The sequence below is a fragment of the Nocardioides allogilvus genome, assembly GCF_003047285.1.
In the GTDB taxonomy this organism is placed as follows: domain Bacteria; phylum Actinomycetota; class Actinomycetes; order Propionibacteriales; family Nocardioidaceae; genus Nocardioides; species Nocardioides allogilvus.
The window spans coordinates 75,496-87,948 of the sequence record NZ_PZYX01000013.1 but is presented as its reverse complement, the minus strand read 5'-3'; the positions used below and the strand labels follow the sequence as shown (position 1 = coordinate 87,948).

The following is a 12,453-nucleotide window of genomic DNA, read 5'->3' as shown; positions in this document are numbered from 1 at the left end:
CAGAAACGCCGGCCCCGGGCCGGCGTTTTTGCTGTGTCAGAGTCCCTGCCACGCCGGCTTGGCGGCGTACGTCTCCTTGAAGTAGTCGCCGAGCTGCAGGCGCGAGGCGGCGCCCGGGTCGAGGACGACCGTCACGTGCGGGTGCAGCTGCAGGGCGCTCGCCGGCCACATCGCCGTGACCGGGCCCTCGACGAGGTGGTGCACGGCCTCCGCCTTGTGCCGGCCGGTGGCCACCAGCAGCAGGTGTCGCGCGACGAGGATGGTGCCGATGCCCTGGGTGAGGCAGTGCTGGGGGACGTCGTCGAGCCGGTCGCCGAAGAAGCGGGCGTTGTCGGCGCGGGTCTGCCGGGTCAGGGTCTTGATCCTGGTCCGCGAGGCGAGCGAGGAGCCGGGCTCGTTGAAGGCGACGTGTCCGTCCGTGCCGATCCCCAGGAGCTGCAGGTCGACGCCGCCCGCGTCCACGATCGCCTGCTCGTACGCCGCGCACGCAGCGGCCAGGTCGTCGGCACCTCCGTCGGGGCCGGCGATGGCGTCGGCCTCGATGTCCACCTTGTCGGCGAAGTCGCGCTGGATGACGTTGCGGTAGAGCTCGGGGTGCGTCGCGGGGAGCCCGACGTACTCGTCGAGCATGAACGCCCGCGCCTGCGCGAGCGACAGCTCGCCCGCGGCGACGCGGCGGCCCAGCTCGTCGTAGACGCCGACCGGGCTCGAACCGGTGGCCACGCCCAGGACGGCTCGGGGGTTCCTCTCGCAGAGCTCGCTGATGCCGTCGGCTGCGACCCGCGCGACCTCCTCGACGGTCTCCACGATGATGACTTCCACAGCACGTCCTTCCGCGTCGGCGTTCCTCTGCGACGGTAGTGGTACGTACCACCTGAGTCAATCGACAGTGTCGAGCGGGTGGCGAGGCGATCACGAGCGCCGCACTGGACCGGACCAGTGGTGGTATCTTGCCGTGCGTGACGCACGACTCCGCCCCCCTCCTCGCCGCCGGCGACCCCGAGCCCAAGCACCGCGCCCTGCAGCGCACGCTGGCTGCGCTCGCCGGCTCGCTGGAGCCGGGGAGCCCGATGCCCTCCGAGCGATCGCTGACCGAGCGTTACGACATCAGCCGCACCACCGTGCGCACGGCGATCGACTCCCTGGTCAACGACGGGGTGCTGGAGCGCGCGCAGGGCAAGGGCACCTTCGTCGCCCGAGACCGGGTCCGCAGCAACCTGCACATGGCGTCGTTCAGCGACGACATGCGCCGGCGTGGACTGGCGCCGTCCTCGACGCTCGTCGGGGTCTCGCGGCAGCCGACGACGGGAGCGGTCGCCGCCTTCTTCGGCGGCTGCGCCGGCTGGCGGCTCGAGCGCGTCCGACTGGCCGACGGTGCTCCGATGGCGCTCGAGGTCGACTGGGTCAACGCCGACCTCGTGACCGACCTCGACGCCCACGACCTGACCGGGTCGCTCTACGCCCTGCTCTCGACCGCCTACGACACCCCGGTCGACGCGGCGGACCAGACGGTGTGGGCGAGCGCAGCGGACGCCCGGCAGGCGGAGCTGCTCCAGGTGCCCGTGGGCGCGCCGCTGCTGGCCTTCGAGCGCCGCTCACGCAGCGGCGGGAGACCGGTCGAGCACGTCACGAGCTGGTACCGAGGCGACCGCTACGCCCTGCACATGAGCCTCGACCCGTCCATGCGCACCGGACCCACGGAGGCACTGTGAACAACGAGCCCGCACTGCTGCTGCGGGCCGACCGCGTGCTGACCCCCGAGACCGTCCACGCCCCGGGCTGGGTGCACGTCGAGGGCGGCCGCATCACCGACGTGACCGGTGGCGAGCCGAGCACGCCCGCCCTGGACCTCGGAGCCGTCGCGCTGGCACCGGGCTTCGTCGACCTGCACTGCCACGGGGGTGGTGGGGAGTCGTTCTCCGAGGGGGCCGACGCCGCCCGCGTCGTCCTGGACGCCCACCGACGCCACGGCACGACCTCGTCGGTCGCCAGTCTCGTCACCGGGACCCTCGACTCGCTCGAGCAGCAGATCAGGGCGCTGGCGCCGCTCGTGGCCACCGGCGACCTGCTCGGCGTGCACCTCGAGGGCCCGTGGCTCTCGGCCGAGCACTGCGGGGCGCACGACCCGGAGCTGTTCCGCGACCCGGCGCTCGACGAGGTCGACCGGCTCCTCGACGCGGTTCCCGGCGCCGTACGCATGGTGACGCTGGCCGCCGAGCGCCCCGGCGGCCTGGCGGCGGTGAAGCACCTCTTCGACCTCGGTGTGATCGCCGCGCTCGGTCACAGCGATGCGACCTACGCGCTCGCCCAGGAGGCCGTCGACGCGGGCGTTCGGGTGGCGACCCACCTGTTCAACGGCGCGCGCGCCCCGCACCACCGTGAGCCCGGCCTGGTCCTCGCCCTGCTGGAGCGGCCCGAGGTCGTCGTGGAGCTGATCGCGGACGGAGTCCACCTCCATCCGTCGGTGCTCAACGCGACGGCCCGGGCAGCAGCGGGCCGGTTCGCCCTCGTCAGCGACGCCATGGCCGCCGCCGCGGGCACCGACGGTCGCTACCGCCTCGGCGACCTCGTCGTGGACGTCGCGGACGGCGTGGCCAGGGCCCAGCCCTCCGGCGCCATCGCGGGCAGCGCGATCACCCTCGCGCAGGCGCTGCGGCACGCCGTGCACGTCGCCGGTGTCGACCTCGTGGAGGCCGTCAACGCCGTCACCCTCACCCCGGCCGGGGTGCTCGGGTGCGACGCCATCGGGCGCATCGAGCCCGGCGCGCACGCCGACCTCGTCGTCCTCGACGAGTCCACCCGGGTCCGCCGGGTCATGCGCCGGGGTCGCTGGCTCGGGACCGACGGGTCCGCGTGAGCGCGCAGCGGCTCCGCGCCGACTTCGCGGCCCACCTCGACGCCCGGCCCGACGCAGTCGCGTCCGCCCCGGGCCGGGTCAACCTGATCGGCGAGCACGTCGACTACAACGGCGGACGCTGCCTGCCGATGGCGCTCGCGCTGTCGACGTACGCCGCTGTCCGCCTGCGCGCCGACGGCCTCGTGACCGTCCGGAGCAGGCAGGAGCCGGCGCCCTGGACAGGTGACGTGGGGACGCTGGGCCCGGGTCACGCCGCCGGCTGGGCGGCCTACGTCACGGGGGTGCTGTGGGCGATGCGCGAGCGCGGCGTGGAGCTGCCGGGCCTCGACGTGCTGGTGGACGGACACGTGCCGGTGGGCGCAGGGCTGTCCAGCTCGGCGGCCCTCGAGTGCTCGGTCGCGCTGGCCGTGGGCGAGGCGTTGGGGCAGCGCGACAGCGAGGCGCACCGGCGCCAGCTGATCGAGGACTGCATCCGCGCGGAGCGCGAGGTCGCGGGCGCACCCACGGGCGGCATGGACCAGACCGTGTCGCTGCTCGCCCGCGCCGGCCACGCGCTCCTGCTCGACACGGCGACGGGGTCCACCACGCACGTCCGCTGGCAGCCGGAGGTCCACGGCCTGGCGCTGCTCGTCGTCGACACCCGCGCCTCGCACGCCTTGACCGACGGTGGGTACGCCGATCGGCGGGCCTCCTGCGAGGAGGCCGCTCGCCGACTCGGGGTCGGCCTGCTCAGCGAGGTCACCGACCCGTCGGCGGCCCTGGAGGCCCTGGCTGACGACGAGGTCGTCGCGCGCCGGGCCCGGCACGTCCTCACCGAGATCGAGCGCGTCACGTCGTGCGTCACGGCCCTCTCGTCTGGCGATGTGGAGGCGTTCGGAGCCCGGCTCACGGAGTCCCACGCCTCGCTGCGCGAGGACTTCGAGGTGTCCTGCGCCGAGCTCGACGTGGCCGTGGAGACCTGCCTGGCCCAGGGCGCCCTCGGCGCCCGGATGACCGGGGGTGGCTTCGGCGGCTCGGCGATCGCGCTGCTGCCCGACGAGGCGGTGGCTCCCGCGACCGAGGCGGTGGTGCGGGAGTTCGCGGAGCGCGGCTGGGCGGAGCCGCGGGCGTGGCGCGCCACCGCGGGCGGTGGCGCGGGCGTCGTCACCGACTGACGAGCGTCAGGCGATCGTCATACCGCCGTCGACAGGCAGGGTCTGGCCGGTGATGTAGCCGGCGGCGGGGGAGGCGAGGAAGACGACGGTCGCGGCGAGCTCGGCGGGGTCGCCCTTGCGGCGGGCGGGCACACGCTGCATGGCGAGGTCGAGGTAGCCGTCGGGGTAGGTGTCGGTCATCTCGGAGGCGAAGAAGCCCGGCGCGATCGAGTTCACCCGGATGCCCTTGCGCTCCATCCACTGCTGGGCCAGGTCGCGGGTCAGGCCGTTGAGACCTGCCTTGGACGCGCTGTAGGCCGCCTGGGGGAGACCGCCGGTGGTGATGCCGAGCACCGACGAGATGTTGATGATCGACGACCCGGGCTGCATGACCCGGCCGCAGGCCTGCGCCATCCAGTAGCACCCGTTGAGGTTGACGTCGATGACGGAGCGGAACTGCTCGGGCGTCTCGTGGGTCGCGGGGATGGCGGTGCCGACGCCGGCGTTGTTGACGAGCACGTCGACGCGACCGAACTCCGCCATCGCGGCGTCGACGAGGGCCTGGCACTGCTCGGGGTCGGCCACGTCGGTAGCGACCGTGAGGGCACGACGGCCGGTGGACTCGACGAGCTTGGCGGTGTCGGCGAGCTTCTCGACGCGGCGGGCGCCGAGGACGAGGTCGGCGCCGGCCTCGGCGAGGGCCTGGGCGAAGGCGACGCCGATGCCACTGGAGGCGCCGGTGACGATGGCGATCTTGCCGTCGAGGCGGAACATGTCAGGAGTGGTCATGGCCAGACCCTAGCCACCCTCCCGAGCGGTGGATCAGCAACGCCTCGGGTCGATGAAGACGGTTGGTCAGCCACCGCCCGTGGCGACCTCGAGGGCGTCGTCCGTGGCGGCCCGCCGTGGCAGGTCGCGGACCGAGCGCGAGGTGAGGACGAGCAGGCAGATGGCGGCGTACGCAATGCCCGAGACGACCAGGACGCGCGAGTTGCCGAAGGCGGCACCGAGCGGACCCCAGGCGAGCTGGCCGACGGGCATCGCGACGAAGGAGCCGAGGGCGTCGTAGGAGTAGGCGCGCGAGAGCATCCGGTCGTCGATGTTCTCCTGCATGGCGAGGTTCCAGCCCATCGAGAACACCTCGATGCCGGCGCCCGCGACGAACGCGGCGCAGACGAGGGCCACGAGGTGGGGGTCGACGCCGAGCACGATCATCGGCACCGACGCGAACGCGATGGCGAGCATGCCCCAGAAGAGCGGGCGCCGCAGCGGCACGCGCAGCAGGACGACCGCCATGGCGAGCAGGCCGAGGGCCTCCGCGGAGAGGACGTAGCCCCAGCCCTGGCGACCGATGGTGTCCTCGGCGACGACAGGACCGAGGACGAAGAGCGCCCCGTTGTGGATCATGTTGAGGAACCCGAAGCCGAGGACGACCGCCCACAGCCAGGTGGTGCCGATGAAGAAGCTCCAGCCCTCGCGCAGCTCGGCGATGGTGCTCTTCTGCTCGGCCGACTTCTCGGCCCGCGGGACCTTCACCGGGATGAGCAGCAGGGCCGCGATCAGCCAGGTCGCGGCATCGATGGCGAGCGCCCAGCCGGCACCGACGGTCACGACGAGCAGCGCGCCGAGGGTCGGGCCGAGGACCGTGAGCCCGTTGCGGGTCAGCGACATCAGCGCGTTGGCCGGCTGCAGCTGGTCGCGGGGGACGAGCTGGGGGAGCAGGCTCGCCATCGCGGGGAAGGAGATGGCCGAGACCGCGCCGTGCACGACCGACAGCGCGATCAGCATCCACAGCTCGGCGGTGCCGGTGAGCACGAGGAACGCGATCAGGCCCTGGGTGAGCGCGGACGCGACGTTGGAGACCTGGATGACGAGCTCGCGCGGGAAGCGGTCGGAGATCACGCCGCCCCACAGCAGGAGCAGCACCATCGGGATCGTGTGGGCGGCCAGCACCTGCCCGAGCGCGGCGGCCGAGTCGGTGATGTCGAGGACGGCGAAGGTCAACGCGATGTTGGCCATCATGTTGCCGAGGGTGTTGACGAAGCGGGAGCCGAAGTACCACGCGAAGTTGCGCTGGCGCAGGGGTTGTACGGCGTCGGCCCACGTCATGACGGGTCGTCCATCACGAAGGCCTGCGACGAGGCGCTGACGTGGATCGTGCCCTCGGTCCGGGGCGGCCGGGCCTCCTCGTGCAGCAGGATCATCGCCTCCCGGATCGAGTCGACCGCGCGCTGCCAGACCTCGGGGGTCACCCACGTCTCGATGTCGGAGGAGCTGGTCGGGCCTGCCACGCGCTGGGCCAGGCGCCGGACGACCTCCGCGTTGGTGGCGACCTGCCAGGCGATGAGGTCCTCGACGTCGGGCGGGCCGGCCGGTCGCTCGGGGTTGCCGCCGACGACGTAGCGGTAACGCTTCGCCGTACCGCCCCGGATCTTCTCCTCGCTCTCGACGACCAGTTCGCCGGCGTCGTGCAGCACGCGGAGGTGGTACGACGCGTTGGCATGGGTCAGGTCGAGCTCGCGGGCCACCTCGGCGGCCGGGCGGTCAGGATGCACGAGGAGGACGACCACTGTCAAAGGGTTCTTGGAGGGTCGACCCGAATTCCTCCCTGAGGCGACCCTGACGCACCCCCGAAGCGGGATGGAAAACGGCGGGCGCCGTGGTTGAGTTGGCCACAGACCACAAGGAGGTCCAGATGAGTCAACCCAATCCCTATGCCCAGCAGCCGCAGTCGATCTCGCCCGGTCAGGAGCGGACGATGGGCGCGATCGCGCACGGCGTCCCGCTGGTCGCGATGGTGCTCTCGGCCGGTCTCCTCGGCTTCGTCGGGTCGCTGGTGATCTACCTGATCTACAAGGACCGCGGCCCGTTCGTGCGTGCGCACGCCGCCAACTCGCTCAACGTCCAGATCATCACCGGCATCGTGCTGCTGATCTCGATCCCGCTGATGTTCGTGCTGATCGGCTTCGTCACCTTCGCGGTGGCGCTGGTGTTCGCCTTCGTGCTGCACCTCCTCGGTGCGATCAAGGCCAACAACGGCGAGTGGTGGAGCCCGCCGCTCACGCCGAGCTTCGTGCACTGATCCAGTCCTCGAACGTCCACGGCGGCGACCCGGCTCCAACCGGGTCGTCGTCGGCGTCCTTTCGGGGCTAACATGGCCCCATGAGCACGCAGGTCCTGCTTCTTGGCCAGCCGCGCTGACTCCCTGTCACCCAGGAACGTCACGCGGCTACCCCTCCATGCGAGGGGTTTTTTCATGTCACGAGCAGCAACCGGAACACACGAGGGCGGTAGGCACATGAGCGAGACACACGACGACCAGGCGGCGACGTACGACGTCGAGGCGGTCCAGGCGAAGTGGCAGCCGGTCTGGGACAAGCTCGAGCCCTTCCGTGCCGACGACGACGTCGTCCGCTCCGGCCAGCGCGAGAAGCGCTACGCCCTGACGATGTTCCCCTACCCGAGCGGTGACCTGCACATGGGTCACGCCGAGGTCACGGCCCTGCACGACGTGCTGGCGCGCTACTGGTGGCAGAAGGGCTACGAGGTCCTCAACCCCATGGGCTGGGACTCCTTCGGCCTGCCCGCGGAGAACGCCGCGATCAGGAACGACGCCCACCCGGCCGACTACACCTACGGCAACATCGACACCCAGCTGGAGTCGTTCAAGAAGTACGCCGTCAGCTTCGACTGGTCGCGCCGGTTCAACACCTCCGACCCGGAGTACTACCGCTGGACGCAGTGGCTGTTCCTGCGTCTGAAGGAGCAGGGCCTGGCCTACCGGAAGAACTCGCCGGTGAACTGGTGCCCCAACGACCAGACCGTGCTGGCCAACGAGCAGGTCGTCGACGGCGCCTGCGAGCGCTGTGGCGCCGAGGTCACCAAGCGCGAGCTGACGCAGTGGTACTTCCGCACCACGGCCTACGCCCAGGAGCTGCTGGACTCGCTGGACGACCTGCAGGAGACCTGGTCGGACAAGGTCGTCAACGCCCAGCGCAACTGGATCGGCCGCTCCGAGGGCGCGCACGTCGACTTCCGGATCGCCGGTCGCGAGGAGCCCGTCACGGTCTACACGACGAGACCCGACACGATCTTCGGGACCACGTTCATGGTGGTGGCCGTGGACGCCCCGCTGGCCGCCGAGCTGGTGATCGACGACAACCGGGCCGCCTTCGAGGCCTACCGCGAGGAGATCCGCAAGGAGACGGAGATCGAGCGGCTCTCGACCGACCGTCCCAAGACCGGCGTCGACCTGGGCGTCACCGCGACCAACCCGGTCACCGGCGAGCAGATCCCCGTGTGGGCCACCGACTACGTGCTGGCCGACTACGGCACCGGCGCGGTCATGGGCGTACCGGGCGGCGACCAGCGTGACTTCGAGTTCGCCACGGTCATGGGCCTGCCGATCATCCGCACCACCGAGCCGCCGGCCGACTTCGAGGGCGACGCGTTCCACGGCGAGGGTCCGGCGATCAACTCGCCCGCCCCCGGCACGGACGCCCCGCTCGACATCAACGGGCTGCCGGTCGCCGAGGCCAAGGCCACGACGATCGCCTTCCTGGAGGAGCAGGGGCTGGGTCGCGGGACCGTGAACTTCCGCCTGCGCGACTGGCTGCTGTCGCGCCAGCGCTATTGGGGTGCGCCGATCCCGATCATCCACTGCCCGGTCGACGGCGAGGTCGCCGTACCGGACGACCAGCTGCCCGTCGAGCTGCCCGCGCTGCGCGGTGCCGACTTGAAGCCCAAGGGCGTCTCGCCGCTGGGCGGGGCCGACGAGTGGGTCAACGTCGCCTGCCCGACGTGCGGTGGGCCGGCCAAGCGGGACACCGACACGATGGACACGTTCGTCGACTCGTCGTGGTACTTCCTGCGCTACTGCTCGCCGCACGACCACACCCAGGCGTTCGACTCCGACCTGGTCAACCTGTGGGGCCCGTGCGACATCTACATCGGCGGCGACGAGCACGCGGTGCTGCACCTGCTGTACGCCCGCTTCTTCACCAAGGCCCTGCGCGACATGGGGCTGCTGAGCTTCGGCGAGCCCTTCTCGGCCTACCTCTCCCAGGGCAAGGTCATCAACAACGGCCGCAAGATGAGCAAGTCGCTGGGCAACGGCGTCAACCTGGGAGGGCAGCTGGAGGAGTTCGGCGTCGACGCGGTGCGCCTGACGCTGGTCTTCGCGAGCCCGCCCGAGGACAACATCGACTGGGCCGATGTCTCGCCGAGCGGTGCGCTGAAGTTCCTGCAGCGCGCCTGGCGACTGAGCGGCGACGTGACGTCTGCGCCGGGGACGTCCCCGGCGGACGGCGACACCACCCTGCGCAAGCTGACCCACAAGACGGTGCACGAGGCCGCCAACCTGGTCGAGGTCCACCGCTTCAACGTGATGGTCGCGCGCACCATGGAGCTGGTCAACGCCACCCGCAAGGCGATCGACTCCGGCTGCGGTCCTGCCGACCCGGCCGTGCGTGAGGCCGTCGAGGCGGTCGCGATCCTGCTGTCGCTGGTGGCGCCGTACGTCGCCGAGGAGATGTGGGAACGCCTGGGTCACGAGCCGACGGTGGCCCGTGCCGGGTGGCCCGTCGTCGACGAGGCGCTGCTGGTCGAGGACTCGGTGACGGCGGTGGTCCAGATCCAGGGCAAGGTCCGCGGCCGCCTGGAGGTCTCGCCCGACATCTCCGAGGCCGACCTGGAGGCCGCTGCGCTGGCCGACGAGGCAGTCGTGCGCGCGATCGACGGCCGCCCCATCCGCAAGGTCGTCGTCCGCGCGCCCAAGCTGGTCAACATCGTCGTCTGAGCCCACGCACACAAAACCGCTCCGTCGGACGTCACGCGGACGTCCGACGAAGCGGTTGCGGGGGCTACCGGGTGATCAGGGGCGGTCGAGCCCGAACGTGTAGCTGCCGGAGCCCGAGTAGGACTCAACGCGCCACGAGTAGTAGCCCGCGGTGGCGTTGTAGGTGATCTTCTCCTCGGACGTCGAGCTGATGCTCTGCGCGACCGTCACCCACGACGAACCGTTCCAGCGCTCCAGGTAGAGGTCGAAGTCAGCGCTGGCCGGACCGGACAGGCAGCCCACGTGGGTGCCCGCCGCCGAGTAGTAGTAGTCGTTCGCACCGGGGTGGTAGGCGACGCCGCCGCTGGTCAGCGAGCCGGTCTCCTTCTCGGGCATGGCGTCACAGCCGGTCGGCTGCGGGTCCGGAGTCGGCGTCGGGGTGGTGCCGGTGCCCATGTAGAGCAGGCGGTTGGGGGAACCGGTACCGGCGTTGGTGACCTTGTTGGGCGTCGAGGCGGAGATCAGCGCGTTGCTCACCGTGGCCGGCGTTGCCGACGGGTTGGCCTGCAGGTAGAGCGCTGCCGCGCCCGCGACGTGCGGGGTGGCCATCGAGGTGCCGCTGATCGTGTTGGTCGAGGTGTCGTTGGTGATCCACGCCGAGGTGATGCTCGAACCGGGCGCGAACATGTCGAGGCAGGAGCCGATGTTGCTGAAGCTCGAGCGGGCGTCGGTGTTCGTCGTCGAACCGATGGTCAGGCCCGCCGCGACGCGTCCCGGGGAGCCGTTGCACGCGTTGGCGCCGGAGTCGTTGCCCGCCGCCAGCGCGTAGCTCACGCCGTCCGAGATCGAGTTGGAGACCGCGGTGTCGAGGGCCGAGGAGACGCCGCCGCCGAGGCTCATGTTGGCCACGGCCGGGGCGCCGGCCGCGTGGTTCTGCGTCACCCAGTCCACGCCGGCGATGACGCCGGAGTTGGAGCCCGAGCCGTTGCAGTCGAGGACGCGGACCGCGACCAGGCGCACGTCCTGCGCGACGCCGTACGTCTCACCGCCGACCGTGCCGGCGACGTGCGTGCCGTGGCCGTTGCAGTCGTCGGTGCCGCGACCGTCCGCGATCGCGCTGTAGCCCGAGACCGCCCGGCCGCTGAACTCGGCGTGGGTGGTGCGGATGCCGGTGTCGATGACGTACGCCGTGACGCCGGCGCCGGACTGGGTGTAGGTGTAGGAGTTGTTCAGCGGGAGGTCGCGCTGGTCGATCCGGTCGAGACCCCAGGTCGCGGGTGACTGGGTGTCGCTCAGCTGCACCGGGGCGTCGGCCTCGACGTAGGCGACGTGGGGGTTGTTGCGGATCCCGCGCAGGGCCCGGGGGGAGAGCTTGGCGGCGAAGCCGTCGAGCACGGTGCTGTAGGTGTGGGTCACCTGGGCGCCGTTCGCGCGGGCATCGGACTTCACTGCCGACAGGCTGCGGGGGCCGGCGCCCTTGTCGAGGACGACGATGTAGCGACCGTCGGCGGCGTTGCCGATCACCGGCGCGCGGCCATCGTCGGACTGGGTGGCGGAGGGCGCCTGCTGCGGTGCGGGTTCGTCGTTCGCGCCAGCGGTGCCGGGGGCGAAGACGAGGGCGGTGCCGAGGAGGGCGGCGACGGCGGAGGTGCCGAGCCTGGGGGGTGTGGGGATGAGCATTGGGTTTCCTTCCGAGACAGATGGACGTCGCTGACCTTGCGCAACAACCACCCGTCCCGGCAAGGGCAGAGCGTTCGTTAACAGTTAACTCAGCCGTTGTTGACGTCGTCCCAGGTCCACCTGATGCCGGTCGTTCCGGGGGTGGCGTCGGTGTGGGCGAGGTGTCCTCGGTGCGACGGATCGAGGTCGATCACCGACTCGTGGTCGTCGGTGAAGGCGATCGCCGTCGCGGGGAGCGCATCGGGGTGGAACTCGACCTGGAGGAGGTATTCGCGCATCGGCATCCGCAGCCGGCGGGTGTACTCCGACTCGAGTGGACCGACGTCCAGCGCCACGAACTCGTACTCCACGACGACCGTCTCGCCGCGCGCCAGTGGCCGGTGGAAGAGCAGCTCGGCGCCGGCGACGCCGTGCTCGACGCTGCGCTCGACCCGCCCGAGCTCGCATCCCTGGATCGCCCGGAACTCGGGCAGCCCGACCGAGATGTCGTCCTGGCAGTGCATCACCACGCGCCGGTCGGGGCCGTCGGACCGGGCCCGCATCACCTGTCGGACGGTCAGGCTGTGCTGGCGCCGATCTGCGCCGAGGCGGAGCACGTCGTGCAGGGTCACCCGGTCCAGCTCGGCGTCCCACCGGGTGTCGAGGCGGTGCAGCACCTCCGCATGGCCCGGGTCCGGCCACAGGTCGTCGAGGTCGCGCACGACGCAGCGCCGGGGTCGTTCGCGCGTGAGCGGGAGGGTACGGCGCAGGTGGCCGCGCTCGAGGGCGAGCACGTCCTCGAGGTGGGAGATGGCGGCGATCGAGGCCTTGCGTCCCGGCAGGCTGCGACCGGACTGCCAATAGCTCAACGTGGCGACGCTCACCGAGACGCCGCGTTGGTCGAGGTGGTCGCGGATCCGCTCGAGCCCCAGGCCACGGCGGTCGATGGCAAGGCGCAGTTCGTCAGCGAAGCTCCCGATAGCATCGGACATCCCCCACATCAAACCGGCTGTCGGTGCACACGGCAA

At 71.3% G+C, this 12,453-nt stretch carries 11 protein-coding genes; 5 read left to right on the top strand and 6 right to left on the bottom strand.

What is annotated here, in order from left to right; all coding sequences use genetic code 11:
- Positions 1–36 precede the first annotated feature (36 nt).
- On the bottom strand, positions 37–822 hold the full coding sequence (gene nagB, locus C9J87_RS16810) for a glucosamine-6-phosphate deaminase (RefSeq protein ID WP_010832496.1): 786 nt from the start codon (positions 820–822) through the stop codon (positions 37–39).
- Positions 823–959: 137 nt separating this feature from the next.
- On the opposite strand from nagB, the gene C9J87_RS16805 reads away from it, so the two are divergent.
- Genes C9J87_RS16805 through galK form a run of 3 tightly spaced genes read left to right on the top strand, consistent with a single transcriptional unit; the run spans position 960 to position 4,011 of the window.
- Entirely contained in the window at positions 960–1,712 is a 753-nt protein-coding gene (locus C9J87_RS16805) for a GntR family transcriptional regulator (protein WP_010832497.1), read from the top strand.
- Positions 1,709–2,857, top strand: coding sequence for an N-acetylglucosamine-6-phosphate deacetylase (gene nagA / locus C9J87_RS16800; RefSeq protein WP_010832498.1), 1,149 nt, complete (start codon positions 1,709–1,711; stop codon positions 2,855–2,857). Before C9J87_RS16805 ends, nagA begins: the two co-directional genes overlap by 4 nt.
- Positions 2,854–4,011, top strand: coding sequence for a galactokinase (gene galK, locus C9J87_RS16795; RefSeq protein ID WP_010832499.1), 1,158 nt, complete (start codon positions 2,854–2,856; stop codon positions 4,009–4,011). The genes nagA and galK overlap by 4 nt, the downstream gene beginning before the upstream one ends.
- A 6-nt stretch (positions 4,012–4,017) precedes the next feature.
- Here the strand turns inward: galK and C9J87_RS16790 are convergent, their stop codons facing one another.
- From C9J87_RS16790 to C9J87_RS16780, 3 genes are all read right to left on the bottom strand, one after another.
- On the bottom strand, positions 4,018–4,779 hold the full coding sequence (locus C9J87_RS16790; RefSeq protein ID WP_010832500.1) for an SDR family NAD(P)-dependent oxidoreductase: 762 nt from the start codon (positions 4,777–4,779) through the stop codon (positions 4,018–4,020).
- A 66-nt stretch (positions 4,780–4,845) separates the two neighbouring features.
- Positions 4,846–6,099, bottom strand: a complete 1,254-nt coding sequence (locus C9J87_RS16785; protein WP_010832501.1) for an MFS transporter — start codon at positions 6,097–6,099, stop codon at positions 4,846–4,848.
- The gene (locus tag C9J87_RS16780; RefSeq protein WP_198652385.1) at positions 6,096–6,560 is read right to left on the bottom strand and encodes an ArsR/SmtB family transcription factor; all 465 of its coding nucleotides are present in this window, start codon (positions 6,558–6,560) and stop codon (positions 6,096–6,098) included. The genes C9J87_RS16785 and C9J87_RS16780 overlap by 4 nt, the downstream gene beginning before the upstream one ends.
- Positions 6,561–6,685: 125 nt before the next feature.
- Here C9J87_RS16780 and C9J87_RS16775 point away from each other — a divergent pair, with 125 nt between their 5' ends.
- Positions 6,686–7,072 (top strand): DUF4870 domain-containing protein, encoded by a 387-nt coding sequence (locus tag C9J87_RS16775; protein ID WP_010832503.1) that lies wholly within the window; start codon positions 6,686–6,688, stop codon positions 7,070–7,072.
- Between the two features lie 216 nt (positions 7,073–7,288).
- A complete protein-coding gene (gene leuS / locus C9J87_RS16770) occupies positions 7,289–9,787 on the top strand; it encodes a leucine--tRNA ligase (protein ID WP_010832504.1) in 2,499 nt (832 codons plus the stop codon).
- 75 nt (positions 9,788–9,862) lie between these two features.
- Here leuS and C9J87_RS16765 read toward each other — a convergent pair whose 3' ends face one another.
- On the bottom strand, positions 9,863–11,446 hold the full coding sequence (locus C9J87_RS16765; protein WP_107706102.1) for a S8 family peptidase: 1,584 nt from the start codon (positions 11,444–11,446) through the stop codon (positions 9,863–9,865).
- A gap of 89 nt (positions 11,447–11,535) precedes the next feature.
- Positions 11,536–12,417 carry an XRE family transcriptional regulator gene (locus tag C9J87_RS16760; RefSeq protein ID WP_157953239.1) on the bottom strand — a complete coding sequence of 294 codons (882 nt, stop codon included), beginning with the start codon at positions 12,415–12,417 and terminating at the stop codon, positions 11,536–11,538.
- Positions 12,418–12,453: the final 36 nt, after the last annotated feature.

Coding starts and splice junctions, on each gene's coding strand:
- C9J87_RS16760 (WP_157953239.1), bottom strand. CDS start 12,417: ATGTCCGATGCTATCGGGAGCTTCGCTGACGAACTGCGCCTTGCCATC.
- C9J87_RS16765 (WP_107706102.1), bottom strand. CDS start 11,446: ATGCTCATCCCCACACCCCCCAGGCTCGGCACCTCCGCCGTCGCCGCC.
- C9J87_RS16785 (WP_010832501.1), bottom strand. CDS start 6,099: ATGACGTGGGCCGACGCCGTACAACCCCTGCGCCAGCGCAACTTCGCG.
- leuS (WP_010832504.1), top strand. CDS start 7,289: ATGAGCGAGACACACGACGACCAGGCGGCGACGTACGACGTCGAGGCG.
- C9J87_RS16775 (WP_010832503.1), top strand. CDS start 6,686: ATGAGTCAACCCAATCCCTATGCCCAGCAGCCGCAGTCGATCTCGCCC.
- C9J87_RS16790 (WP_010832500.1), bottom strand. CDS start 4,779: ATGACCACTCCTGACATGTTCCGCCTCGACGGCAAGATCGCCATCGTC.